This window comes from Brucella pituitosa (assembly GCF_965577835.1).
Classification (GTDB): domain Bacteria; phylum Pseudomonadota; class Alphaproteobacteria; order Rhizobiales; family Rhizobiaceae; genus Brucella; species Brucella pituitosa.
The window spans coordinates 352,748-378,907 of record NZ_OZ264093.1 but is presented as its reverse complement, the minus strand read 5'-3'; the positions used below and the strand labels follow the sequence as shown (position 1 = coordinate 378,907).

Sequence of the window (26,160 nt, the reverse complement as noted above, 5' to 3'; positions counted from 1 at the left end):
TTAAATCATTTAAGCCGTAAGCGTACCCTGATCCCCACCTTCCAATTACAGTTCTGATTGTCGCATTAGACTTTTGAGATGATCAGGACGGAGTTTCTCCATGGACACTACATTGGAGGTTCTACGAGTTGGTGGCGGAAGCTGCGGGAACCGAAAGTGGCCGGATGAGGTGAAGGCGCGTATAGTGGCAGAAACGCTGCTGCCTGGCGCTACGGTGAGTTCTGTTGCGCGTCGGCACGGTTTGCTTGCAAATCATGTATCGACGTGGCGGACTCTTGCGAAAAAGGGGCAGCTGGTGTTGCCTGCGCCAGAGGATCCGGTGGAGTTTGCAACCTTAATGGTTGGGTCGACCACTAAAGCAGCGTGCATTGATGTTGATGTTCCCTCACGCCCGGAAATCGTCGCAGGCGCAGTAGTCATTCGTCTGGAGGCTGGCGCTTCGGCGGATCGGATCGTATCGATGGTGCACGCCTTGGCTAACTGCCCATGATATTTCCTTCCAACCGGGTACGGATCATGGTTGCGACGAAGTCCATCGACTTCCGCAATTATGCGCCGACGATTACTATGCGGAGTCGGAGACGCCGATTGGCGCAGCGGTCGGCATTTCGACATCGATCGACTCCACATAACCAGGCGCTATCGCGTGGCAAGCATAGCGATCAGTTTATCAGGCGGGCGGAATTTTCCTGGCTTGATACCAAGCGGCACCAAAGCGTCGAGCATCTCGAGTTTTTCGGTAGGATCTGCACGCAGGTAAATCTCTGTGCTTTGAAGGCTGGAGTGGCCCAGCCACAGCGCTACCTTGCGAATGTCGCGCGTTGCCTGAAGCATGTGCATTGCGCAGCTGTGGCGCAGGACATGGGGCGATATTGACTTTGTCGCCAGCGAGGGTTCAGCATTTGTGGCGGCGGCCGCGTGCTTTTCGAGGATGTATTCGAAGCCGGATCTTGTCATCATCCTGCCAGCGTTGTTCAGGAAGAGCGCTGTGTCACCATCCTTGGGTCTAACCGCGATCCAGGCGCGGATCGCGGCAGCAGTCTCCTGCCAGAGCGGAAGCACGCGCTCTCGTCTTCCTTTGCCGATGATACGGATGCTGGCCGGTGGCCGCCCGTCGAACTGTTCGAGGGTGAGACCGACGAGTTCGGAGACGCGCAGCCCGCCGGCGAAAGCCAGATGTAACATGGCCCGATCGCGAATGCCTGAGGAGGTTCGCCCATCCGGAGCATTGAGCAGCGCCTGCACTTCGGTACGCGAAAGCGAAGCGACGAGCGCCTCGTCAATCTTCTTCATCGGAATGGCGTGCACCCGAAGGGCCTGATCCAGCACCGCGGGTGCGCGATGTTCGAGATAGCGGAAGAAGGACTTCACAGCAGCCAGCCTGGCGTTGCGCGATCGGGCCTTATTGCCGCGCGTCTCTTCGATGTGCTCTAGAAAGGCGAGAATTATCGGTACGTCGATATCTTCGATCTGCAGCAGACACGGTCGCTTGTTTAATCTTCTTGCGGCGAACGTCACCAGCAGTTGGAAGCTATAGGCATATGCATCGCAAGTGTGAACGCTTGCGCGTCGTTCCCGGGAAGATGCTCTTGCAGGAAAGCGGTGAGGTGCTGGGCAAGCTGGGTCATGCTGTTACTCCTCGATGCAATGCCTCGCCGGCTGCCGACATATGCGCCATCAGTTCCGGCGTTGACTGAAGATACCAGTATGTATCGGTCACATGGGCATGTCCCAAATAGGCGCTCAGAGCAGCAATATGCCGCGCCACCGCCTTGGAATCGTGCGCACAGCGTTCGAGAGAGCGGACGGCGAACGTGTGGCGAAGATCGTGGATCCGCGGCCCTCGCGATCCTGCCGCGCCTCGCAAGCCGATTGATCGCATGATCTGCAGGAAGACTGTTATTACCGTCGGATAAGCGAGCGGCGTTCCCTGATGCGAAATGAAAAGCGCATCGCTCTGACTTGCCGCATTCAGGCGGGTCGCGAGGTACCTGTCCAAGGCGCGTCGGGTCGTCGTGTGTAGCGGCAGCAACCGACTCTTCTTGAACTTAGTCTGAGCAATGATCAACCCGTCGTCTGTCACGTCGGGTAATCGAATCGCCTCCGAAACACGCATGCCGGTCGCTGCAATCATCTCGAACATCGTAGCGTAGGTGAGAGATCGGATTGAATTGTCGGAGCCAAGTCGCTGAGCAGCGTCAATCAACCCTCTAATCTCTCCGGGACTATAAATATACGGCGTGCGGCGTTTGCAACTGGCGCCACCGAAAAGATCAGCAGAGGGAACTTCGTGGCGCGGATCTTCGGCATGCAGCGAGAGCGCGAAACGACGGACCGCCAACAGGCGGTTGCGACTTTGTTCGCGTGAAGGTGCCTGTAGCGCCCACTCGTGCACAGTTGCCGTCGTTATAACATTCTCACCGCGATGCTCAGCAAACGCGACGAAGTTGCGCAATAGAATGCCTGGCGTCCGAAACTTGAACCCCAGAGCTTGGTGCAGCGCCGCATGATCGGCGAGGAGCTCACTCAGCATGGGAGCTCTCCCGGCCAGGGCTGAGCAACCTGCTCCAGCATCGCGACATCGACCTTAGCGTAATGTGCGGTCATATCGAGCGAACGGTGACGCAGCACCGCGCCAATAGCTTCGAGTGTGGCCCCCGAACGGAGCATTGAGGTTGCCGCGGAGTGGCGCAGCAAGCACGCTCCAGACGACGGAGAATCGGAAATGCCCGCACGTTTTAGCGCCAGCGCCACGATCGTGGAGACATGACCGGAATGCGCAAACGACCGGTAGGGGGCAATCATTGTAAGAAAAACCGCCTCTTGAGGCACGCACGGTCGTTCCTGCTCAATGTATGCTAGAAGTGCATCGCCGACGTCTTGCGGTAATGGCAGCCGAACTTGCCGGCGCGCTTTGCCGCTCAGGCGCAGCATACCAGACGTCCATTCGATATCGTCGAGCCTCAGCCCGGCCACGTCGCCGGCCCGCAGTCCCAGACGAGCCAACAGGAGCAGCACTGCACGGTCCCGCAGGCGGCCTTTGGCCAGTCGATCGCATGATGCAATGACGCGTTCGACGTCGGCGGCTGCCAGATACCGCGGCAACGACGAAAGGCGCCACTGCAATACCGGCGGAATGGCGTTATCAAGGTTGGGGCGGCACAAGCCAGCACCCGCGAGGTAGCGAAGATAACTACGCAAGGCGCTTGTCATGGTCCTCAGATTAGCCGGCCCGGTGCGCTCGCGCCACTCTCGGACGACATTACGGATCAGGCCAGCATCATAGTCGAGGGTCGTCGTGCCGAGCAACGGCAACAACTTATGGAGGTCGCGAAGGTGGCGGGCGATCGTTCGTTCCGCCAGTCCTCGGTGGAGGCGCAACCAGCTCTGATATCCATCAAACAAGGGATATGGCGACGCGACCTTCAAAGGCGGACATACGACACCTGCCCGTTGCAGGAAAACAACGAACCTCCCGGCACGACGCGAGTATTTTGGCGAGACCCGCAGCCATTGTCGCCCACCAGGACATTCACACCGATGTTTGGCAAAACAACGAACAACATCGTCATCGATGGCGTCGATCGAGATACCCGCTTTACCAAGCCAGAAATGGGTGATGAAACGCGCGAAGGTTTGAAAGAGACAAATAAACGTCTTGATCAGATGCTGGTCGTTCTGGCGCAAGATAAGAAGTGAAAAAAGCTCGCCCCGGTGTGGTTTTTGTCATTTCACTTTTGCTAGAAAGACAGCCTAATCGTTAAGTCCGTCTGAGCTGATAACGACTGATGTTGCATAGTTGAAACCGAACAGTCAGGATGCTAACCGTTGCAAGCGGGTTCGTTTAATAAGGTGGGTTGCACTTTGGCGGTTGAAATTTCCTACTGGCTGAAATCCGAAAATATTCAGAATTTCGGAGATTTTTTATCGGAGTTCTTTTTAGAGGAATTATTCTACCCTTTAGGATTCCCCGGACGCATTCATATTGTTGGCAGCGTGATTGATAATTTATTTATACCGGGTCCAGACGGTGATCAACATGAGCGCGTGTGGTTTTGGGGGGCTGGTGTAAGGGAAAAAGACGCCGTTACTCAAGAATATCAAAACCTGGCTTCGATTTTGAGTGTTCGCGGTCGATTGAGCGCATCAGAATTAAGATTAGGCGACTCGGTTCCGATCGGGGATCCAGCATTTCTGATTCCTGCATTATATACGCCGAAAATAAAGCCTCAATTTAAAGGAAAGTCGGTTTGTATCCCGCACTTCCACGATAATCGAAAAGATGAAGAAATAAAGAATCTAACTGGATGCGATGTTGTATTGCGCCCAAATATTCCAAATAACACTGCTGAAATTCGGCGTTTTATTGACGCGATATATTCCTGCGAGTTTGTACTAGCAGGGGCTATGCATGGAGCAATTATTGCAGCTGCTTATAAAAAACAGTTCGCCTATTGGGATTCGGAGAAGGTAGATCTCCCGTTCAAGTGGCAAGATCTTTCCGACTCTTTGGGTATTCAAACAGCTTTTTGTAAAGATATTAAGTCTGCTAAGAAACATTACAAAGAACAAATTGCACCATCAATAAAAATACCATCATTGTGGGGGGCTCTAGCATTATCGCCTCTTTTAGTAAGACCTAGCGCACTTTTGAAGGTCGCTAAGTATGAACTTAGTGAGTTAGCTAGTAAGGAGGTTATCAGTAGTTTTGATGAGCTTATTGCTGGATATTCGTCCAATTTAGCTTCTAGTGACAGAATAGCGGGTATTATAAGCAATAAAATAACATATGATAGTGATTTGATAAAAAGTCTTCAAAAGAAAACTATTTCTTCAGAAAAAGAATTTATCGATAGAGTCTTTAAATTTAAAAACGAGTTGGAAGAACTTCGCCTACAGATATCAGATTTGAAGTTGAAAAATAGCGCGTTGGAAGCAAGAGCTGATAAGGATGTTGCATCCGCGCTCCGACAGTCTGCAGTGAAGGCTTCTGAAATTGAAGTCATTAGAAGTCAGCTGAACGAAAAAGATGCCCAAATTCTGTCGCTTTATAACAGCACCTCATGGAAGATTACGTCTCCCATTCGATCCGTGATGATGCGGTCTCCTGAGTCTGTAAGACGATTCTTTAGAAAATCTGCGACTGCGGTATGGTGGATAGCTACCCTGCAGTTTAGGAGGCTCGCGAAACGCGTATTTTCAAACAATAGCGGACAGGTCGCAGCATCGGCTGTTGTTGATACGAACGCTCTGCAGGAACTGCCCTCGGTTTCACATGCGGTGCCCCTGTCTTCTGAAGATCCATTTAGCCGCATAATGGCTGGAGGAGATTGGTCGAAACCAGTCGTTTTAATAATTGATAGCATTTTCCCTCGTCCTGACAAAGATTCTGGATCGATTGATGCCTTGAATTTTGTAAAGTCATTTCAGAGAATTGGATATCAAGTTATATTTCTCGCGTCGAATGCCCCCGAAGACGCTCATTACAAAACGTCTTTAGAAAAAATGGGCGTCATTTGTGTTTCACAGAATGAGCATCAGCCTATTGACGCATTTTTCCGGCGCATCAGTCATATAGTTGATCTTTGTTTCCTATCGCGTGTCGATGTGGGCGGCGCATATATTGAAACTCTCAAGAGAACTTTTGATCACGCCAAAATAATCTTTAATACTGTTGATCTTCATCATATTCGTGAGGAACGTCAGGCGCGGCTTGCTGGTGATCGAGTGGGCATAAATAGAGCACTAGCGACCCGAGAGCGTGAATATGCCGTCATTGCGTTGGCAGACGCTTCGATCGTGGTTTCTGAGGAAGAGCAAAAGATACTCGCATACGAGCGACCAGGTGCGCTGGTGGAGATGATTCCGCTTGCGCGTGATTGTCCCGGTCGTATAAATCCATACCTCCATAGAGCAGGCATTGGATTTGTTGGAAGCTTTCAGCATGCACCAAATCTCGACGCCGTAAAATATTTTCTTGATTTTATCTGGCCTCTCGTAAGGTCGGGCCTGCCTGATGTGGATTTTTATGTAATTGGAGCCAGTATGCCGGACGAGCTTCGCGAGCGAACTGATTCTGGCTTAGTATGCGTCGGATATGTTGATGACTTAACTGAGCAATTGGAGCGCTTAAGATTAACGGTAGCGCCGTTAAGGTTTGGTGCGGGAGTTAAAGGAAAAGTGGCCTCAAGTCTCGCACACGGTGTCCCATGTGTCGCCACAGAGCTAGCTGCCGAGGGGATGGGGCTAAATAATGGCGAAACGATCGCGGTAGGAAAGACGCCGGAAGAGTTTGCTCAGCTGATAGTCGACTTATATAAGGATCAGCAAAAATGGACTCGTGCGTCTGACGCTGGTATCGCGCATATTTCTACAAATTATTCTTTTGATCGATGCCATAACTTGTTGGTTAAACTTTTAGCTGAAATTGGAGCGCCTGTGACTGAAGACTTTTCCTCGAAGGTTGATGCGAACAAGGTGGCTTGAGTATGATCGTATTTACAATTTGTTCGAGAAACTTTCTGAGTTACGCGCTCACACTTTATCGCTCACTACAAGAAAACCATGGACCCACTAAATTCTATGTTGCTCTCTGCGATACCGCGTACGAGCCAGAGTTAAACGGGTTTGAATTTGAAGTGTTGACACTTAATCAGCTTGGAATTCCAAATTTCCAAGAAATGCAAGAGCGGTATAATATTACCGAACTCAATACGTCGATTAAGCCTTTTGTTTTTTCTTATTTGTTTGAAAAGCATGCGGGTGAAGAGATCGCGTATTTTGACCCAGATATATACGTGTACACTAAGATGGTGGAACTTGAGGAGGCATTTTCCTCTGGCGCAAACTGTGTACTGACGCCCCACATACTGGAACCTGCTGAGTTCGCCGAAATGGAAGATAAGCAGTTTCTTCGTTACGGCGTATATAATTTTGGCTTTTGCGCTTTCCGGGATACTCCAGAGGTGAGGCGTGTCGTATCGTGGTGGGGTAGGCGGTTAGAAAAATACTGCGTAATTGATTTGGAGGGAGGGCTGTTCGTTGATCAAAAATGGGGGGACTTGTTTCCATCTTTGATATCAAACATAGCAATACTCAGACATCCTGGGTACAATGTGGCATATTGGAATCTTTCGCAAAGGCGGATTTCGAAAGATGATGCTGGTTGGACTGTGAATTCTGAACCTCTAAGGTTTTTCCATTTTAGCGGTAATAAGATCGAAGATGAAACGATCTTTTCTCGCCACAGTCAGCAGTTTCGACTTAGCAACACTCGTCATTTAACAGAATTGCTTGATGGCTATAGAAAGAACATCAGGTCGAACGGTCATGATTACTATTCCAGAATTCCGTATGGTTTTGATTGGAATGGTAGCAGCGGGCGGAATGAGCATACCCCAAAAGCGGAAATGTTGACTCGTTTGAGTTCAAAATTTGATGGGTTGCCGTTTCTCCCCTATTTGCGTTCTGAGTCCAAAAACGAATTCGATATTGCTCGTTTAAAAACAGAAGGAGTTATACAAAATCGGACTCACAGAGAAAGACAATTAGTGCCTGAAAATGTTGACGCTTTCACTTTGGATGGCTTTTGTGTTTGTTGTGGTGAACCGAGAACTTTTCAAGTTAGTTCAATGTATTCAAGCCGTTCATATGATGACGGCCGTTACATCCCGAATTGGCGTGAGCACCTGAATTGCATGCAGTGTTCCGTAGTAAATAGGGTTCGAGGATCGCTTCATTTATTCCAACAGGTATTTAATGTCGATCAGTCCCATAAAATTTATCTTACAGAGAATGTAACTCAAAATTACAACTGGCTAGCTCAGAGGTATCCACATCTCCAAGGGAGCGAGTATTTCGTCGGTGACTTCAAATCTGGAGATTTGAACAATGGAATTCTACATCAAGATGTACAGAATCTTTCGTTCCAAAACGACACATTTGATTATGTTTTGTCTTTTGATGTTTTGGAGCATGTTCCTGAACCTGAGGCGGCATTCTGCGAATTTTACAGGGTTTTACGACCAGGTGGCAGTTTGCTTTTCACAGTTCCGTTCAGCTCAACAAAGCAAGATCATTTGATAAGAGCTCGTTTAGAGGCGGATGGGTCTATAGTTCATTTTGAGAAGCCAGAATATCATGGAAACCCGGTCGATATGGAGGCGGGATCTTTATGTTACCGCTATTTTGGGTGGCAAGTTCTAGACGATCTTAGAGCTGCGGGCTTTGAGAAAAGTGCTGTTTTAAGCTACTGGTCGGAGGAATTTTGTTACCTAGGTGATCCACAGATTGTTATCGTGGCCACTAAGAATAGCTAGACTACCGGCGGATCGTAACTTCTGGTCGCCTGCTTCTTTGTTGCGGGGGTCTTCACCATCATCGCGACCCTAATTCCGAGCCCCTGCTTTTCGTAAAGTTTATGACACAGTCCAAGCAGAATATTAAAATATTTTAAGACCATGTATGCTAAAAAACTTAATTGCAGACCGCATGAAGACATTGATATGCCAGAATCCTTTTTTGGAGGCGTGACCACCTGCATGCACTACTCGTATTGTGGGAAGATAAGCCGTATCGGCAATTTTACGCGATCTCAAAGCCAGATCAAAATCTTCAAAATATAAGAAGAACTTATCACTAAAACCGCCTAAATTTTTTAAAGTAGCACCTTTGAAAAACATGAAGCACCCGCTGACAATTGGAGGGTTCCAATAAACGACGTCTTGTGTTTCAGCTTGCATCTCGTATCGTGCCAATCGAGCGGAGAAAAGCGAACGTATACTTCTTGGTGCAAATCCTCTTAGAATTAAATCAAAGACAGCTGGATAGCGCTTACAAAGGTATTGTCTTTGTCCATTTGGCCAAGAGGCATGGGGGCTTAATATACCGCAGTTTTCGTTTTCGCGCATGAAAGCGAGAGCGTTTACTAGTGCATCTGGGGCGAGTTGAATGTCTGGATTGAGAATGAGATGAAATTCACCTATCTGTCGCATAGCTATATTGTGAGCTCTGCCAAAACCAATATTACCTTGCCCATGGATTAATTTGACCGGCAATTCTGCATAATTGCGCATTAAAAATAATGCAACCTCATTACTGTCGGAGTTGTCTACGACTGTGATCGAGAAAGTTTCATCTGCGATACCATTGAGTGCAATTTTCAGGCTATTTAACGTTTTTTTGAGTTCAACAAAATTCGGATTAAACGTCACAATTGATATTGTCAGCAATGATTGCTTATTGGTTGGTTGATATGTAGCTGAAACACTATTATTCATTCTGTTAATTCTCGATTCACAAGGCAGGGATCGGCTTTAAATTAATTCGATAAGTTGAAGTTTCTGTTCGCCGTGTGGTTTCGTTTATCTCCGCGTTATAGTCTGGTTATGGCCAAAACGAAGCCATTATCTTGAGCATTATGTCTATCTATATTAACGATGTGAGAGAAGTAAGATGTTAGGAAATGAATTCGTATGAAGGGGATTATTCTCGCCGGTGGCAGTGGTACAAGGCTGTACCCTCTGACAATCGCGGTCTCGAAACAGATTCTGCCGATCTACGACAAGCCAATGATCTATTACCCGCTTAGCGTTCTGATGCTAGCCGGAATTCGAGACATTCTTGTCATCTCCACTCCACATGATCTACCGCTTTTCAAAAAGCTACTCGGTGATGGAAGTGAATTTGGCATTAATTTCTCGTACGCCGAGCAGGCACATCCTAATGGTCTGGCTGAAGCATTCATCATTGGTCGAGAATTCATCGGCGATGACAGCGTAGCCATGATCCTTGGGGATAATATTTATTTTGGTGATGGCCTTTCGAAGCTGTCTCAGCTTTCTTCCGAGCCAATGAAGGGCGGGACCGTTTTTGCTTATCGCGTCGATGATCCGCAACGTTATGGTGTCGTGGAGTTTGACAACACGACCGGCCAAGCAATATCGATTGAAGAAAAGCCGGAAAAACCCAAGTCACACTGGGCTGTGACGGGTCTTTATTTCTACGACAATCAAGTCGTCGACATTGCAAGTTCGATCAAACCATCAGCACGCGGGGAGCTTGAGATCACTACTGTTAATAATGTGTATCTCGAACGAGGTGAACTGAATGTTCAGCGTTTCGGACGGGGATATGCCTGGCTGGATACGGGTACTCATGACAGCCTCCATGAAGCATCCTCATTTGTTCAAACCATTGAAAAACGGCAGGGTATCAAGATAGCTTGCCCAGAGGAAATTGGGCTGGACAAAGGTTGGTTGAGTAGCGAAGCCGTATTGGAGCGTGCAGCCAAGCTTGGTAAAACTGAATATGCAGCTTACCTTCGTCGACGTGTCGATGAACTAGGAAAAGATTAATGGAAGTCCGCGCGTTACATTTAGACGGTGTTTTTGAGATCATTCCGCGTAAATTCGGCGATGACCGTGGTTTTTTTTCCGAAACTTATAAGGTCAAGGCACTCGTAGAGGCTGGCATCGACCTGAATTTCGTTCAGGACAACCATTCTTATTCCGCTGCAAAAAGCGTGGTGCGAGGTCTGCATTATCAGTTGCCACCCTTTGCACAGGATAAGCTGGTTCGTGTGACACGCGGTGCGATCCTGGATGTTGCCGTCGATATTCGCAAAAGCTCACCAAATTTTGGCAAGTGGGTGGCACTCGAAGTCTCGGCTGACAAGTGGAACCAGATTCTGGTACCGAAGGGATTCGCGCACGGCTTTATCACGCTCGTTGAAAATACCGAAGTGATTTACAAGGTGACGGATTATTACTCTCCGGAGCACGACCGCTCAATCCGCTTTGATGACCCAGCTATTGGTGTCGAATGGCCTATTGCAGCAACTGGTGTGCAATTGTCCGATAAGGACGAGAAAGCCCCGCTGCTTGCCAATGCAGACGTTTTTGATTGAGGAATCATATGAACATTCTTGTTACGGGTGGAGCAGGTTTCATAGGTTCTGCAGTGTGCCGCCATCTCGCTGCCGACCCGAAAGTGAATGTCGTTAATCTGGATAAGCTGACTTATGCGGGGAACCTAGCTTCTCTGCGCCAGATTGAAAACTATCCTAATTATAGCTTTTTTCAAGCTGATATCTGCGATGACACTGGCGTTCTGGAAGCCTTGCGCGCCAACGAAATCGACATCGTCATGCATCTGGCGGCGGAAAGCCATGTCGACCGTTCAATCGATGGTCCTGGCGCATTCATCGAAACGAATATTGTCGGCACGTTCCGTCTTTTGAATGCAGCACTCGCCTATTGGCGCGAGTTGCCGGAGCCGCGCAAATCGGCTTTCCGTTTTCATCACATTTCAACGGATGAAGTGTTTGGCGATCTGCCTTTCGATAGCGGTATCTTCACGGAGGAAACCCCGTATCAGCCATCGTCACCTTATTCCGCATCGAAAGCCGCATCCGATCATCTGGTGCGTGCCTGGCATGAGACCTATGACCTGCCGGTCGTGCTGTCCAATTGCTCGAACAATTATGGGCCGTTCCATTTCCCGGAAAAACTAATCCCATTGGTCATTCTCAACGCACTCGATGAGAAACCTCTGCCCGTTTATGGTGCAGGAGCGAATGTGCGTGACTGGTTGTTTGTCGAGGATCATGCACGTGCGTTGGCATTGGTTGCAACAACGGGCAAATTTGGTGAAAGCTACAATATCGGCGGACGTGCAGAACGCACCAACCTGAATGTAGTGCAAACGATCTGCGCCATTCTCGATAAGAAACGGCCTCGCGCAAACGGCAAGAGCTATGCGGATCTGATCACTTTCGTAACGGATCGTCCCGGTCACGACCGCCGTTATGCGATTGACGCGTCAAAGATTGAGCGTGAATTGGGCTGGAAGCCAAAGGAAACCTTCGAGACAGGTTTGGAAAAAACCATTCAATGGTATCTCGATAATGGTTGGTGGTGGGAGCCGATCCGCAGTGGCAATTACGCGGGTGAACGGCTTGGCAGTGTGGTGGCAAAAGAGGCCAAGGCATGAAAATCGTTGTCACGGGACGGGAAGGACAACTTGTCCAGAGCCTTTTGGAGAGGGCAGCGCGACAACCCAATCTGCAAGTGATTGCACTGGGTCGCCCGGAACTGGATTTAGCGAAGCCGGAAACCGTGCGCAGCGCCATTGGCGCGATCAAGCCCGACCTCGTAGTCTCCGCTGCCGCCTATACGGCAGTGGATCTGGCTGAGGATGAGCCTGAGTTGGCGCTCGCTGTAAATGCAACTGGCGCGCAAGCAGTTGCTGAAGCAGCAAACGCTAGCGGTGTTCCGGTCATCCACATCTCGACGGATTATGTTTTTGCGGGCGACGCTGGCGAACCGTATGTTGAATCGGATGTCACTGAACCTCGCAGCGTCTATGGAAGCACCAAGCTTGAAGGCGAGCGTCTGGTTGCGCAAGCCAATCCAAAACACATCATTCTAAGAACGGCTTGGGTCTATAGCCCCTTCGGCAAGAATTTCGTCAAGACGATGCTGAAGCTGGCGGAGACGCGAGATGGTCTTTCCGTTGTTTCTGATCAATGGGGCAATCCAACCAGTGCACTCGATATTGCCGATGCGATTGTCCAGATAGCGGCTCAACTGGCGGTAACGTCAGACTTTTCCGCTTATGGTGTTTATCACTTCGCCGGTACGGGCGATACGAACTGGAGTGGCTTTGCACGCGCTATATTCGATGAAAGTTCCGAGCTTGGGGGACCGTCAGCAACTGTTTCCGATATTGCAACGGTCGATTACCCCACAAAAGCTGTGCGTCCTGCCAATTCCCGTCTGTCGACTAAGAAATTTCAGGAAGTGTTCAACTGGTCTGCACCCAATTGGCGGGTGTCACTAAGAGATGTCGTAACCAGACTGGCTTAGCATCCAAATGGCATGAGATCTAACGCGACATCGTTCAAAGATCGGTGTCGCGTTTTTCGCTTCTGCGGAAAACATTTCCGCCTTTGAAGCGGTTCTCCTTGATATATTTGGCGATCCACTGATAAGAGATGCGCTTAGTGGCTCGATTTTATCTAACTCTCCGGGAAAGATTATCAGCGCGGCTGTGTAAACAGAAAACCTTAAGATAAGATGCGGAGCCATACGTTTCATCGAACCAAATTTTACTTGCATCACTAACCATGTGCAGCGCAGTATTTAGTTGTTCATGTACTCCTTTTCCAAAGTTGAGAATATTCTCAATGGAGACCGTTTACAGAACGTGCCGCAAGAAAAAACGGCTGGCTTTCTTTCTGTCATTACGCAGGAAAATGCTCGGCTACAGCTTTCTCCAATCAGTGATGCCATTGTGCGACTTGAAACAATTGATGGCGTGAAACTGCTTTTCGCCTCCGGCAACGCCGTCCACTATCGCGCATCAGGCAATGCGCCCGAACTGCGATGCTATGTCGAAGCAACAACGCAGATGAAGCGACAAAACTATTGACCTTGGGACTTGAAATCGCTCGTAACGCAACGAAGGATGCTAACAGAAAATGAGCTTTATTCCGGTTATCATCAGCGGCGGCTCTGGCTCCAGACTTTGGCCGCTTTCACGCGACGCTCACCCCAAGCCGTTTATAGAATTGACTGAGGGCGGCGGCACGCTGATCGGCAAGACCTATGCCCGCGCATCGCATCTCGAGGAAGTTGAGCAGGTCCTCACCGTTACGAATCGTGATTTCCTGTTCCTGACGCTTGACGCCTATGCAGCTACAGACGCACGCAAGATCAACAACACGTTCCTGCTGGAGCCTCTGGGTCGCGATACAGCACCCGCCATCGCACTTGCAGCACTTCAATCTGTATCAACCTATGGGCCTGGGGCGACTTTGTTGGTGATGCCTGCGGATCATCTGATTGAAGATGAAGCTGCTTTCGGTGAAGCTGTTGTGAAAGCGCGTAAGCTTGCAGATGCTGGCCGCATTGTGACTTTTGGCATTATTCCCGATCATCCAAAGACGGGCTTTGGATATATTGAAGTCAGTGGTGACGATGTCCTACGCTTTGTTGAAAAGCCAGATGCCGCTACGGCGCGGACTTATGTCGAGAGTGGCAGCTATTACTGGAACTCCGGCATGTTCTGCTTCAAAGCAGCAACCATGATTTATGCCATGCAGCGTCACGCGCCGGAAGTTCTAGCCGGCGCAAAAGCAGCACTGGAGCATTCGCGCCGCGGCGTTAATGGCGAAACCAAAACGCTTGAAATTGCTAAAGACCAGTTTGCAGCAACGCCAGCAATCTCAATTGATTATGCCGTCATGGAAAAAGCAGACAACATCGCTTGTGTTCCGGTTTCCTGTGGATGGTCGGATATGGGCTCTTGGGCCGCAATGGCTGATCTTGTCGAACCTGACGCGAAAGGCAATCGTCTGCGCGGTGAAACCTTGCTTGAAGACACGACCAACAGCTTTGTTCTTTCTGAAACCCGTCTCGTGAGCCTCGTCGGCGTTCATGATCTGCTGGTCGTCGATACACCAGATGCACTTTTGGTTACGCATCGCGACAAGGCTCAGGATGTACGCAAGGTCTTTAACAAACTACGTGGGCAGGGTCATGAAGCGGCAAAGCTGCACCGCACCGCGCATCGCCCATGGGGTACTTATACTGTTCTTGAAGAGGGTGATGGCTTTAAGATTAAGCGGATAGAAGTAAAACCGGGAAGCCGCCTCAGCTTGCAGGCGCATCACCATCGTTCAGAACATTGGATAGTGGTTTCGGGCACCGCGAAAGTTGTTAATGGTGAACAAGAAATCCTGCTCACCAACAATCAGTCCACCTACATTCCATGCGGTTTTAAACATCGACTGGAAAATCCGGGCATTCTACCCTTGGTTCTGATCGAAGTGCAAAGCGGCGAATATCTTGGAGAAGACGACATAGTGCGTTTCGACGATATTTATGGGCGGGTATGATCAATTGCCAATCAGAATTTGTCGCTTTTACAACTACTTCCGTCTATCTCGTTGGGGTTGAGCGGTCGCCAAATATGCTGGTCTGCCCTCTGCAAAGTGGTCTTAGTGGAAGTATGACTTATTGGTGTTGATTTCCACGTAGAAGTGATGGTGTGGGGGTATTTGAAGCTGTCGCCACAGACGAGGGCTGCCTAATTGTCGAGCGAGAGCCACTGGGTGTCTTTGGATGCGGTGGAGGAATAGACGCCTGAGAATGTCTGCTCTGTCATATTAACGAACACGCCAAGCGTTTCGCGAATGAAGGCCGAGCCTGAATGTTCTTGAACCTCTCGGAGCATTGCAAGCACTGATGGCTCTGGTTGAGAAACGATCTGACGCAGGCTGCGCAGATTACGCTGGCCAGAAAATTCTGGTGACAACATCACATGGGCCAGAAGCCCAGTTAGAAGATTATGTGCCTGGTTCTGGAAGTAGGAGGCGGTTGAACTTTCAAAGCGCGCGCTTTCCGACAACAGCATATGGGCTTTTCCGCCATGTCCCCATGTGGAGCGGTCATTGGGATCAAACGGCAGTCCATGGACGAGTTGCTTGTCGACGCGATAGCGTTCATCGATGACGATTTCGCCATCTTGGGGAAAAAGCCGTGCTGCCGCCGACAGGGTTAGCCAGCCTGCATTCCCAAAGACTGCACGCCTTGCGCGTCTGACCGGTTCAGGTACCACGTTTGCGATGCGGGCTGATACCGCGACTGCGAGAAAGCCCATTGCCGCACTTATGACTGCAATCATATCGAGGAAGGATAGTGCTTCTTCCCATCTCACCGCTCCACTCTTCACAAAGGGGAAGAGACGAGTGAACTCGCGCAGTGCGTAAAAGCCAGCCACGAGCAAAAAGCAAAGGACGTTTGCCAGGGCAATGGGTCTGCGTCGGTGCAGCGGGAGCACCCAGACGATCAAGAGGCCGGTGAGTGATCCAAAAACAAGCGCCGGCATGGGGGACGCGCGCAAGAACCAGTATTGCACTCTGCCTGACATGCCATTGGCCAGTTCAGACCAACGCCAGTTTGCAACATAAAAGAAAAAGCAGGAAAGGACGATTGGAACGAGAATGAGTAATACACTCAAACAGCGTTTTCCTCGTACCGTCATTGGGCTGCATCTGCATCTGTAACATCTCCGCGCTCAGACATAGGGGATCGGAAAGCGATCTCGCCCAAATCCTGCAAGCGTTGATATTCTGATGTTGCGGGTGACAATCTCGCCAGTTCCAGAAGTCCGCCCAGCAGGAATGCCCGATCGACATTTGATAAACCCGCACGAATGACGATACTACCGAGCAGGAATTTCTCTCGGGCCACTTTTTTGCGATCAGTTGCCATGAGGAGCCTCCGCCGCCGCTCCAATCTCGCCATTTGTCTGTTTACGCGGCCAAGTTGTTTCCCCATTGGTCTTCTTTGTTGGCGCTTTACGAAATCGCGCGGCGATCTTTTCGAAGATGCGATCGATGTCCTCATCGCTCAGTTCCATTTCTGCTAATCCTGCCTTTGTTGCAGCACGCGCAGAGCGGTCAGCCGATTTGACTATCAAGAGTTTTCGATGTTCACGCAGCTTCTCGATTTGTGTGTCGATATCGATGATTGATGATTTGGATGCCATGACGTTTCGTCCTCCATATATCGATTTTATCCAACAGGTATTTAACTAATTAGAAAAAGATAGTAAAATAAGGTACATTATGCAACTCTCCAAATTGGTGATGTCGGAATTCTTAGCTGAGCCGTCTTCCTAAAAAGCAGCATCGGGCTGAAAGCCTGATCGATTTGAGGATGCAATAAATGTCGCTCACGCGACTCGCTTGGCAGATTGGAGACAGTCGTGGCGATCATGTTCTTACGAGCACAGGTGATAAGTCGGGGGGCGGGACGCAGCGTCGTCTCGGCGGCCGCTTATCGTCATCGCGCTCGGATGTTTGACGAACAGTCTGGAACTGCGTTCAGCTATCGTGGTGGCGCCAGTGAACTGAAGCATGAAGAATTAGCGCTTCCGGACCAGGTCCCAGCGTGGCTGAGATCCGCAATCGACGGCAGAAGTGTCGCTGGAGCAAGTGAGGCATTATGGAACGCGGTTGATGCGTTCGAGACGCGGGTGGATGCACAGCTTGCGCGTGAACTTATTATTGCGCTGCCGGAGGAACTGACGTGGGGGGAGAACATAGCCCTTGTCCAGGAATTTGTTCGGGACAATCTGACTTCAAAGGGGATGATTGCTGACTGGGTTTATCACGACAAGGACGGCAATCCTCACATCCACCTGATGACGGCCTTGCGGCCGCTGACCGAAGAAGGGTTCGGGCGAAAGAATGTCCAGGTGCCTGGGCGTGATGGCCAGCCGCTGCGTGTTATGAGACCGGATCGACAGAATGGGAAGATCGTTTACAAGCAGTGGGCTGGCGACAAGGAGACGATGAAAGCCTGGAAGATCGCCTGGGCGCAAACAGCCAATCGGCATCTGACACTTGCTGGCCATGACATTCGTCTTGATGGACGCTCCTATGCTGAGCAGGGCCTCGATGGAATTGCCCAGAAACATCTTGGGCCGGAGAAAGCAGCGTTGGCACGCAAGGGTATTGAGATGTATTTTGCACCGGCGGCCCTTGCCCATCGACAGGAGATGGCTGATCGCCTCCTGGCCGATCCCGGCTTGCTGCTGAAACAACTTGGCAACGAGCGCTCGACCTTTGATGAAAAGGATATGGCGAGAGCTCTGCACCGCTATGTCGACGATCCATCCGATTTTGCCAATATCCGTGCGCGGTTAATGGCATCGGACGATCTTGTCTTGTTAAAGGCGCAGCAAGTGGATTGGCAAACTGGCAAGGTGACTGAACCCGCAATATTCACCACGCGCGAAATTTTGCGCATCGAATATGACATGGCGCGCTCGGCGGAAGTTTTGTCACAGCGGAAGGGGTTTGGGATTGCGGACGCAAAGATTGCGAGGGCTGTCCGGAGTTTTGAAACGGCTGATCCGAACAAGTCTTTGGTGCTTGATCGTGAACAGGTTGAAGCCGTCCGTCATATTTTGGGGGAGAACGGCATTGCGGCCGTGGTGGGGCTTGCCGGGGCTGGCAAGTCGACATTGCTTTGCGCTGCACGCAACGCTTGGGAACGTGGACATCATCGTGTTTTTGGCGCGGCACTCGCTGGCAAAGCGGCTGAAGGACTGAAGGAGAGTTCTGGTATCAAATCGCGAACCCTTGCCTCGTGGGAACTTGCCTGGGAAAATGGTCGTGATCTGCTCAAACAGGGCGACGTGATGATCGTTGATGAAGCCGGTATGGTGTCCTCGCAACAAATGGCGCGCGTGTTGACGGCGGCAGAGAATGCTGGTGCGAAGGTGGTTTTGGTCGGTGACGCGATGCAGCTTCAGCCCATCCAGGCGGGTGCTGCTTTCCGGGCCATAGCGGAGCGCATTGGCTTCGCTGAGCTCGCCGGTGTTCGCCGTCAGCGAGAAACATGGGCACGTGATGCCTCACGAATGTTGGCCCAGGGCAAGGTCGGGGAGGGGTTGGATGCCTATGCGCAACACGGGCATATATTCGAAGCTGAGCGGCGTAGCGAGGCCATAGAGCGTATTGTCGCTGACTGGAGCAAGGCGCGCCAACAGGCAATTGCGACCTGTGTTGCCGCGCGAAACGGCGGACGACTGCGCGGCGATGAGATGCTCGTGCTTGCCCATACCAATGAAGATGTAAAGCGGCTCAATTCCTCCCTTCGTACTGTGATGAACAGGGAAGGCGCGTTAACAGAGGTTCGAGAATTCCGGACCAAGCGGGGTGTCCGCGAATTTGGCTCTGGTGATCGGATCATCTTCCTTGAAAATGCTCGTTTTGTTGAAAAGCGTGCAACCCGCCCTGGTCCACACTATGTCAAGAACGGCATGCTCGGCACGGTCGTTTCCACCGGTAGCAAGCGCGGTGGCCCACTGCTTTCAATCCGTCTCGACAATGGAAACGATGTGGTCCTTAGTGAGGACAGTTATCGCAACATTGACCATGGCTATGCGGCGACGATCCATAAATCGCAAGGGTCGACCGTTGATCGGACCTTTGTGCTCGCCAGCGGCATGATGGATCAGCATCTGACCTATGTGTCGATGACCCGCCATCGTGATCGGGCTGATCTTTATGCAGCGCGTGAGGACTTTGAACCAAAACCGCAATGGGGCAGGAAATCGCGTATCGATCATGCCGCAGGCGTTTCCGGGGAATTGGTTGAAACCGGAATGGCGAAGTTCCGGCCACAAGATAAGGATGCGGATGAAAGTCCCTATGCTGATGTGAAGACGAATGACGGGACAGTGCATCGGCTCTGGGGCGTCAGTCTGCCCCAGGCACTGTCCGACGGAGGCGTATCGGAAGGCGATACTGTTCTTTTGAAAAAAGATGGCGTTGAAATCGTCAAGGTCAAAATCCCTGTCACAGATAAGGAAACTGGCCGGAAGAGTTTTAAGGAACGCGAGGTCGAGCGAAACGTCTGGACAGCAAAACAGCGCGAAACTGCCATTATACGAAGTGAGCGGATTGAGCGTGAAAGCCACCGTCCGGAACTGTTCGGGCAACTGGTTGAACGTCTTGGCCGTTCAGGTGCAAAAACCACGACGCTCGATTTTGAAAGTGAAGCTGGTTATCGGGCGCATGCGCATGACTTTGCCCGCCGGCGTGGTATCGACACGCTTGCCGGAGTTGTCGCGAGCATAGAAGAGCGTGTCGGACAAAAGCTGACGTGGCTTGATGACAAGCGCGGGCAGGTGGCAAAGCTTTGGGAACGGGCCGGTGTGGCGCTCGATATCATGATCGAACGCGAGAAAAGCGTTTCCTATAACGAAGAACGTTCGAAACACCTTGCAGCACGATCACCGGAAACATCAGAGCAAGGCGACGACAACGGGTCCTATCTCATTGCGCCGACCATCCGGTTTGGCCGTAGCCTCGAAGAAGATGCCAGACGTGCGCAATTACATTCGGATCGCTGGAAGGAACGTGAAGTCATTCTTCGCCCTGTGCTGGAGAAGATCTATTCGAAGCCTGACAGGGCGCTGGCCAGGCTCAATGCCCTTGCTTCGAACGGCCAAATAGAGCCGCGTGGCCTTGCCGAAGATATTGCCGCTAAACCAGAACGTCTTGGCCAGCTCCGGGGATCGGATCGCCTTTTTGACGACGGTGCTGCCCGCGATGAACGCAAGGCTGCGCTTGGCGCTCTTTCGGAACTTGGTCCTCTGGCGCGTGCGCATGCGACAGAATTCCGGCGTCAGGCAGAACGCTTTAGCAAGCGCGAAGAGCAACGCCGCGTCTATATGGCCCTATCGATCCCTGCGCTCTCTGAATCAGCAATGGCCCGCCTTGTCGAAATCGAGAACGTGCGCGAAAGCGGTGGACCCGATGCCTATAAGACGGCTTTTGCCCATGCTGCGGAAGATCGTCTGCTGGTTCAGGAAGTGAAGGCAGTCAATGAGGCGCTGACAGCACGCTTTGGCTGGTCGGCCTTTACGAATAATGCTGATGCCGTGGCTGAACGTAGTATCCTCGAGCGCATGCCGGAGAACTTCGATCCAGATCGGCGCGAGAAACTGGCGCGTCTGTTTGCTGTTGTGCGCCGCTTTGCAGACGAGCAGCATCTTGCGGAAACGAAGGACTGCTCGAAAATAGTTGCAGCTGCCAGCGTTGAGCCTGGCAAGGAGAGCACTCTCCGTCTTCCGATGCTTGCAGCCGTGACAGAGTTCAAAACGCGCGCTGAAGATGACGCTCAAACGAGGGCGCTTGCCGCCAACCTTTATAAGCACAATCGTGCAGCTCTTGCCCAAACAGCATCCAGCATCTGGCGTGATCCAGCAGATGTCGTCGACAAGATTGAAGCCTTGATCATCAAAGGTTTTGCGGCTGAGCGCATCGCTGCGGCAGTCGCCAACGATCCCGCAGCCTATGGCGCATTGCGTGGCTCTGGCCGCATCATGGATAAGTTTCTGGCATCCGGGCGTGAACGAAAGGAAGCGCTTCTGGCTGTGCCGGACGCAGAAAGCCGCATCCGGTCAATGGGGGCAGCTTACGTGACGGCGCTCAGTAACGAGACCAAAGCAATCACCGGGGAGCGCCAGCGTATGGGAATTGCTATTCCAGGATTGTCGCCTGCGGCTGAAGATGCGCTGCGTGAGCTTACAGCGGGGATCAAAACGAAGGAGACCAAGCTAGATATTGCCGCAAGCTCACTCGATGCCAGAACCTGGCAGGAATTTACCCGGGTAAGCCGGGCGCTCGATCTCAGGTTTGGACGCGATGCGATCTTGCGCGGTGAGAAGTCGGTCGTCAACGTCGTACCACCGCAGCAGCGCCAAGCATTCGAGGCCATGCAAAAGCGACTTAAAACTTTGCAACAGGTCGTTCGCATGGAAAGCGCTGAGCAAATTGTAGCGGAGCGTCAGCGCCGGGTCGTGGAACGCTCGCGCAGTCTCAACCAATAGCCATTTCGGAGGAACTAAACGGAAAGCGTGTTTGCTTTTTTCATGCGCCAGACAGCCTTGCTTTGGTGACGCGGGAAACCCGACTTTTTGCAGTCGGGTACAGGTTAGCATCACGAGGTTCGTGACGCCTTAATACGATCTGTCGTTCAGTTCGCAATCTCTAGCATTTGGCTTGAGTTCTTTCGTTATTGCAACTGGCACAGTACTAGTCGCATTAAAAGAGATGGATCACAATAAAGCATCTTTTGTAACTACAATCTGCGCAATTGTTTGTCGCAAATTGCGAAACCAGTGGGGCTCCTGCATCAGACCTTCTCGGTGATCAGCTGCATGCCAATAAGCCAACTGCTCTGATCTGAAGCTGTACGGAGCACTATCAACTCCAACCGACGAACCGCGTCGACAGCGACGATGCTCCTACTACTCTTAGTTTCTTGCTGTCCAACGCCTGAATATGGGAATTGGTTCGTTTTTACCTCAACACTATGTTTGGGCCGGGAGGAATAGTTTTCGCCTTTGCCATTCGATACCTTCGCCCGAGACTGTTATGATTGTGGAAAGATTTGCCTGCAAGACCATTCGAATGCCATAGAACATGGCGAGATCTTGAGCCTCGACGCGGATCGTTAATTGTTTTTTGGTTGGCCTCAGGATCGCACGGGCATGATCGAAGGCTAGAAGCTTGTCAGCGCCAACTGCTCCGCTCGACAGGCAATGGTCGCGGCATCGGATGCTGAGCTTTTCGGCTACGCATGCGGCGTCGGGGACCGGCACTAATGCTTCGGCAACGTGTTTGAACTTTGCAATAACTCTCAAGCATCGAAATGCACAGACCGACAGCTCTTCTGCTGGGTCGAACGGAGTATTGGTCAAGCCGAGAGCTTCCTAGGCTCAGGGGTGATACACTGCGTAAAAACAGGGCGTCGATAAAGGGGGGCAACAACCTTGATTTTGTGGCGCATCGTGACGAGAACACGTTTTGAAACTTCGAAGGCACCGCAGCAGACGGGAACTCGGCCAAATCTGTGGGAGCGACCGAGTTCGTCGAATTCGGCACCGACTTTCTGATAGATGCGCTTCATATATGGTTCATAGTTTGAAATCATAGTGTTTATACCATTGTCGAGTGCTACTTCGCACACGGCCAATAGGAGTAAACAAAATGCTCGATTTGGGTGCATATCCTGGAAGTCGCGCACGATTGCATCTTCGTCGACACACATGCGTGTTCCCTCCCATATGTCGGGTGCGACCAGGTTGCAAGTATCAGGGAAAGTTTCACGAAAGATGTCGTAGAGGAGTGTAGGGCCGGTTGTTGGCATCAACCGGACGGAGCCGTAAAGCTGGGTACGGCTTTCGTCACACCACAAGAGGTAAGCAGGGTGGAGGTCGTCGTAATGGTCTCGCTCGCGGAATCCGGAAACGGATACGTTCCAGCCGAGCCGGTCTGCGAAAATCTTCTTTCTGAGTCGGAACGACTGGTCGAGCAACCCGGCGTACTGCTGATATTGGTGTGCTTGAATAAGGAGATACATGCCTGCTTCCATCTGTTGATCGAAAGCAGCATGCAATTTGGTAAGTGCCCGATAAATCTCCTGAGATAGGCCCCCTTACTTATGGGTATTGCTGTAGGGATTAATAAGGCGAAGTTGAATCGCGAGGGATGCTGCGGAGGCGATTGTCGCCGCGCCGAGTTTGTTTCTCGCAGAAGTCAAATAAGATTGCGTAGTATGCTCAGAAAGCCTCAGTATGGCCGCTATGTCCTTGCTATTGTTGCCGAGGGCAGTCCAGTAAAGGCACTCTAATTCCCGTTTGCCAAGATTTGGCACTGGATCGTACTCGCCATGCAATTCGAAGATTGCTTTCCTGTGAATAAGGAGCGCAAGTTCCAGCCATTCACCCCGGAACTGATCGACCATTTTTCTCCATCCAGCGGACGGTTTTTTGGAATTCAAAGAGAAGAGCGCGCGCCGCTTTTTGTCAACGACGGGGATTGAATAACCGTTGGCACCGAGACCATACTCCCTAGCTTCGAGCAGAAAATTGACCGCATTCTCCGAGGCTTCAAGGTCACGCCAATCGAATGGCATTTGTCTGACGAGGCCTTCCCGAAGCACGGGGTCGATCTTCACATATCCACTCAGGAGATAGTGAGAAACCCACCTGTCCGGGTAAGTTGTACGAACATACGGCGTGTCCACGGCGTCTGCTACGGTCAAGGTAAGATGGTAGGTCGCGAAGTCGACGTCATAGGCGACCTGGATTGCCTGTAACGCCTCGAGAACAGACGAGGCCATCTGGATGCTGATGGCTATGTTTTGATATCTAGAAAGCATTTCACGCGGCTCCATCAAAACTCTCCGCAGAGAACGATCCGGATCTAATTTCACTGCAAGAAGAGAGGCAGGATAACTGAGTCAGCATTACTGAGATCCACAAAATTTTTTCAGAATAAAGAACAGCAGATTCGATGCAAGCATAAATGTGACAGTAATGTCAGGAGTAATATATATTTAAACTGCTATGTTGATTCCTGAATCATAATGAATACAAAGACATAAGCCTGTCGTAATGCGGTCGATGTTTGCAGTGTATTTCTATTTTTCAGATAAGAAGACAGTTTTTTCGAAAGTCGTTTGTTAGTCTGCTACATCGCCTGATCTTGCGCCGGTGCGCTCGACGGTTCGTCTGCGTGGTAGAAACTCGAAGCCGCTATCCTGGTTGAACCATTTGACGATCTCCAGCTGGAGAATTCCCAACTTTTTTAGCTTGTCCTCATGCTTTGGTTCCGCAATTCCTGCCATCACACCGACGAAAGATACGTGGGGTAGCCTACCCGCTTACCAACTTCGTCAGTGGCACGCCTTAGGTCACGAGGTTGGAGCGCATACATTGGATCACTGCCTTCTCCCTCAATTATCTTTCCGAGAAGCGCGTCGGCAGATTTCTGACTGCAAGGGCGCCCTAGAAGATATTCTGGGGTCAGAAGTATCAAATTTTTGCTATCCGTACGGTGGAAATGATCCAGTGCATAGGCAAATTGCCCGAGAGGCCGGATATAAAAGCGCGACGATAACAGCAAGTAGACGAGCTACTTCCAATGATGATGTGTTTGGTGTCCCTCGCATTTACATCCGGTATACGCACTCAACATTGGAAGCGATCTTACGCGTAGCGTTAAAATGACTCTTTGATAAAAGCCTCAATAATCCTGTCAGGATTTGATATAAATTTTTTCCGGATATGCATCTACGCTGTCGAAACGTATTGGTTGGGAAAAATACGAACCCTGTCCGTGTGATGCTTTCAGTTCTTTAATCAGCGAATATTGCTGTTCAGTCTCTATTCCATTCACAACCACAATAGGAGCGACACTGGTCGCGAATTTTATTATACTTTCCAGAGATGCCACCTTTTGAAGATGATTTTTGACAAATGACGGGTCGATCTTTATGAATTCGATATCCAAATCTCATAATCTCAACGGCGTAATGTATCCGCTTCCGAAGTTTTTAATTCCGATGCGAACGCCCATTGGTCTGCCCCCATCGGGTGATCCGGGTTTACTGTTAGTGCATGCTGGGTCGACTTGCCACTGTTGGTGTTGACGCTGGGCCATTTTGTTTAGGCCAGACGACTGTTTCGGGTGCCGGTGGCTTGTAGCCCAGTGATGAATGTGGCCGCACTGTGTTGTAATGCTGTCTCCAGTTTTCTATGATGATCTTCGCTTCCTTGAGCGTGTAGAAGATTTCGCCGTTGAGCAGTTCGTCACGGAGTTTCGAGTTGAAGCTCTCGCAATAGCCGTTTTCCCATGGACTGCCCGGCATGATGTAGGCGGTTTTGGCACCGACTGCTGCGATCCACTCCCGAAGTGCTTTGGCGATGAACTCCGGGCCATTGTCCGAACGAATATGGGTGGGGATGCCGCGTAGGATGAAGAGGTCGGAAAGCACGTCGATAACATCGACTGCCTTCAGCTTTCTCTCGACCCTGATGGCGATGCATTCCCGCGTGAACTCATCAATCACGTTGAGCATGCGGATTCTCCTGCCGTTGTGCGTCCGGTCCTCGACAAAGTCGTAGGACCAGACATGATTTGGGTATTCCGGTCGAAGCCGAATGCACGAGCTGTCGTTCAGCCACAAACGGCTGCGTTTCGGTTGCTTGTGCGGCACTTTCAGCCCCTCCCGCCGCCAGATGCGCTCAACCCGCTTGACGTTCACGATCCAGCCAGCCTGGTGCAGCATCGCCGTGATGCGACGATAGCCATAGCGACCATATTGGAGGGCGAGCGCTGTGATGTCCGCAGTCAACGCTGCTTCATCATCCGGGGTCTTGGCGATCTTGCGCTGCGTGGAACGATGCTGACCCAAAACTCGGCACGCCCGTCTCTCGGACACCTTCAGTTCATTGATCACATGGTCCACGCAAGCGCGGCGACGGGAGGGGCTCAGAAGTTTCCCTTGGCAGCCTCGGCAAGAATCATCTTATCCAGCGTGAGATCAGAAACAGCCCGCCTCAGCCGGGCATTCTCTGCCTCCAGTTCCTTCAGCCGCTTTACCTGATCGCCCTTCAAGCCACCGTATTCGGAACGCCATCGGTAATATGTAACTTCTGTAACGCCTATCGACCGGATCGCTTCCGCCATCGATTTTCCTTGCGCATGTAGAACGTCAACCTGACGAAGCTTCGTGACGATCTCTTCTGCCTTATGTCTTTTCGCTGCCATTTCAATGTCCTTCTACG

21 protein-coding genes and 3 pseudogenes are annotated in these 26,160 nt (G+C 50.9%); 12 read left to right on the top strand and 12 right to left on the bottom strand.

Annotation, left to right across the window (positions count from 1 at the left end; all coding sequences use genetic code 11):
- Positions 1 to 100 precede the first annotated feature (100 nt).
- Entirely contained in the window at positions 101 to 490 is a 390-nt protein-coding gene (tnpA, locus tag ACSME1_RS13030) for an IS66-like element accessory protein TnpA (RefSeq protein ID WP_435655332.1), read from the top strand.
- 149 nt (positions 491 to 639) lie between these two features.
- On the opposite strand, the gene ACSME1_RS13025 is transcribed toward tnpA, so the two are convergent.
- From ACSME1_RS13025 to ACSME1_RS13015, 3 genes are all read right to left on the bottom strand, one after another.
- Positions 640 to 1,518: a tyrosine-type recombinase/integrase gene (locus ACSME1_RS13025; RefSeq protein ID WP_435655331.1), complete on the bottom strand. Its 879-nt coding sequence runs from the start codon at positions 1,516 to 1,518 to the stop codon at positions 640 to 642.
- A 106-nt stretch (positions 1,519 to 1,624) separates the two neighbouring features.
- Positions 1,625 to 2,533, bottom strand: a complete 909-nt coding sequence (locus ACSME1_RS13020) for a tyrosine-type recombinase/integrase (RefSeq protein ID WP_435655330.1) — start codon at positions 2,531 to 2,533, stop codon at positions 1,625 to 1,627.
- Entirely contained in the window at positions 2,527 to 3,309 is a 783-nt protein-coding gene (locus tag ACSME1_RS13015; RefSeq protein ID WP_435655329.1) for a tyrosine-type recombinase/integrase, read from the bottom strand. The genes ACSME1_RS13020 and ACSME1_RS13015 overlap by 7 nt, the downstream gene beginning before the upstream one ends.
- A gap of 27 nt (positions 3,310 to 3,336) precedes the next feature.
- Between ACSME1_RS13015 and ACSME1_RS13010 the strand changes: the two genes are divergently transcribed.
- The 3 genes from ACSME1_RS13010 (at position 3,337) to ACSME1_RS13000 (ending at position 8,318) form a co-directional block, all read left to right on the top strand.
- On the top strand, positions 3,337 to 3,699 hold the full coding sequence (locus ACSME1_RS13010; protein WP_435655328.1) for a hypothetical protein: 363 nt from the start codon (positions 3,337 to 3,339) through the stop codon (positions 3,697 to 3,699).
- Between the two features lie 165 nt (positions 3,700 to 3,864).
- Positions 3,865 to 6,486 carry a glycosyltransferase gene (locus ACSME1_RS13005; RefSeq protein WP_435655327.1) on the top strand — a complete coding sequence of 874 codons (2,622 nt, stop codon included), beginning with the start codon at positions 3,865 to 3,867 and terminating at the stop codon, positions 6,484 to 6,486.
- A 2-nt stretch (positions 6,487 to 6,488) separates the two neighbouring features.
- Complete coding sequence (locus ACSME1_RS13000) at positions 6,489 to 8,318, top strand: class I SAM-dependent methyltransferase (RefSeq protein ID WP_435655326.1); 1,830 nt, start codon at positions 6,489 to 6,491, stop codon at positions 8,316 to 8,318.
- A 123-nt stretch (positions 8,319 to 8,441) separates the two neighbouring features.
- On the opposite strand, the gene ACSME1_RS12995 is transcribed toward ACSME1_RS13000, so the two are convergent.
- Positions 8,442 to 9,278, bottom strand: coding sequence for a glycosyltransferase (locus ACSME1_RS12995; RefSeq protein ID WP_435655325.1), 837 nt, complete (start codon positions 9,276 to 9,278; stop codon positions 8,442 to 8,444).
- Positions 9,279 to 9,473: 195 nt separating this feature from the next.
- Here ACSME1_RS12995 and rfbA point away from each other — a divergent pair, with 195 nt between their 5' ends.
- The 6 genes and pseudogenes from rfbA to ACSME1_RS12965 all read left to right on the top strand — a co-directional run bounded on the left by rfbA (position 9,474) and on the right by ACSME1_RS12965 (position 14,899).
- On the top strand, positions 9,474 to 10,355 hold the full coding sequence (rfbA, locus tag ACSME1_RS12990) for a glucose-1-phosphate thymidylyltransferase RfbA (RefSeq protein WP_435655324.1): 882 nt from the start codon (positions 9,474 to 9,476) through the stop codon (positions 10,353 to 10,355).
- Entirely contained in the window at positions 10,355 to 10,906 is a 552-nt protein-coding gene (gene rfbC / locus ACSME1_RS12985; protein ID WP_435655323.1) for a dTDP-4-dehydrorhamnose 3,5-epimerase, read from the top strand. Before rfbA ends, rfbC begins: the two co-directional genes overlap by 1 nt.
- An 8-nt stretch (positions 10,907 to 10,914) precedes the next feature.
- Positions 10,915 to 11,991 (top strand): dTDP-glucose 4,6-dehydratase, encoded by a 1,077-nt coding sequence (rfbB, locus tag ACSME1_RS12980; protein WP_435655322.1) that lies wholly within the window; start codon positions 10,915 to 10,917, stop codon positions 11,989 to 11,991.
- A complete protein-coding gene (rfbD, locus tag ACSME1_RS12975; protein WP_435655321.1) occupies positions 11,988 to 12,866 on the top strand; it encodes a dTDP-4-dehydrorhamnose reductase in 879 nt (292 codons plus the stop codon). Before rfbB ends, rfbD begins: the two co-directional genes overlap by 4 nt.
- 325 nt (positions 12,867 to 13,191) lie before the next feature.
- Positions 13,192 to 13,484 (top strand): annotated as a pseudogene (locus tag ACSME1_RS12970) (phosphomannomutase); the annotation flags it as partial.
- Positions 13,481 to 14,899, top strand: a complete 1,419-nt coding sequence (locus tag ACSME1_RS12965; protein ID WP_435655320.1) for a mannose-1-phosphate guanylyltransferase/mannose-6-phosphate isomerase — start codon at positions 13,481 to 13,483, stop codon at positions 14,897 to 14,899. The pseudogene ACSME1_RS12970 and the gene ACSME1_RS12965, both read left to right, overlap by 4 nt.
- A gap of 194 nt (positions 14,900 to 15,093) precedes the next feature.
- Here ACSME1_RS12965 and ACSME1_RS12960 read toward each other — a convergent pair.
- The 3 genes and pseudogenes from ACSME1_RS12960 to ACSME1_RS12950 form a co-directional block, all read right to left on the bottom strand.
- A pseudogene (locus ACSME1_RS12960) lies at positions 15,094 to 16,047 on the bottom strand (type IV secretory system conjugative DNA transfer family protein); the annotation flags it as partial.
- Positions 16,044 to 16,277, bottom strand: a complete 234-nt coding sequence (locus ACSME1_RS12955) for a conjugal transfer protein TraD (protein WP_435655319.1) — start codon at positions 16,275 to 16,277, stop codon at positions 16,044 to 16,046. The pseudogene ACSME1_RS12960 and the gene ACSME1_RS12955, both read right to left, overlap by 4 nt.
- On the bottom strand, positions 16,267 to 16,554 hold the full coding sequence (locus ACSME1_RS12950; protein ID WP_435655318.1) for a TraC family protein: 288 nt from the start codon (positions 16,552 to 16,554) through the stop codon (positions 16,267 to 16,269). Before ACSME1_RS12950 ends, ACSME1_RS12955 begins: the two co-directional genes overlap by 11 nt.
- Before the next feature lie 219 nt (positions 16,555 to 16,773).
- On the opposite strand from ACSME1_RS12950, the gene traA reads away from it, so the two are divergent.
- Positions 16,774 to 21,414 (top strand): Ti-type conjugative transfer relaxase TraA, encoded by a 4,641-nt coding sequence (traA, locus tag ACSME1_RS12945; RefSeq protein ID WP_435655317.1) that lies wholly within the window; start codon positions 16,774 to 16,776, stop codon positions 21,412 to 21,414.
- Positions 21,415 to 21,897: 483 nt separating this feature from the next.
- On the opposite strand, the gene rctB is transcribed toward traA, so the two are convergent.
- The 3 genes from rctB to ACSME1_RS12930 form a co-directional block, all read right to left on the bottom strand.
- A complete protein-coding gene (gene rctB / locus ACSME1_RS12940; protein ID WP_435655316.1) occupies positions 21,898 to 22,287 on the bottom strand; it encodes an SMa0974 family conjugal transfer regulator in 390 nt (129 codons plus the stop codon).
- Positions 22,284 to 22,949 (bottom strand): acyl-homoserine-lactone synthase, encoded by a 666-nt coding sequence (locus tag ACSME1_RS12935; RefSeq protein ID WP_435655315.1) that lies wholly within the window; start codon positions 22,947 to 22,949, stop codon positions 22,284 to 22,286. Before ACSME1_RS12935 ends, rctB begins: the two co-directional genes overlap by 4 nt.
- 75 nt (positions 22,950 to 23,024) lie before the next feature.
- Complete coding sequence (locus tag ACSME1_RS12930; RefSeq protein ID WP_435655314.1) at positions 23,025 to 23,765, bottom strand: helix-turn-helix transcriptional regulator; 741 nt, start codon at positions 23,763 to 23,765, stop codon at positions 23,025 to 23,027.
- Between the two features lie 493 nt (positions 23,766 to 24,258).
- Between ACSME1_RS12930 and ACSME1_RS12925 the strand changes: the two are divergent.
- Positions 24,259 to 24,600 (top strand): annotated as a pseudogene (locus ACSME1_RS12925) (polysaccharide deacetylase family protein); the annotation flags it as partial.
- Positions 24,601 to 24,628: 28 nt separating this feature from the next.
- Here the strand turns inward: ACSME1_RS12925 and ACSME1_RS12920 are convergent.
- Positions 24,629 to 24,826 carry an EAL domain-containing protein gene (locus ACSME1_RS12920; protein ID WP_435655449.1) on the bottom strand — a complete coding sequence of 66 codons (198 nt, stop codon included), beginning with the start codon at positions 24,824 to 24,826 and terminating at the stop codon, positions 24,629 to 24,631.
- A 157-nt stretch (positions 24,827 to 24,983) separates the two neighbouring features.
- Positions 24,984 to 26,143 (bottom strand): IS3 family transposase gene (locus ACSME1_RS12915; protein WP_435655313.1). Its coding sequence is split into 2 segments (ribosomal slippage): positions 24,984 to 25,879 and positions 25,879 to 26,143, totalling 1,161 coding nucleotides; the frame shifts between segments, so codons are not numbered across the junction.
- Positions 26,144 to 26,160 lie beyond the last annotated feature (17 nt).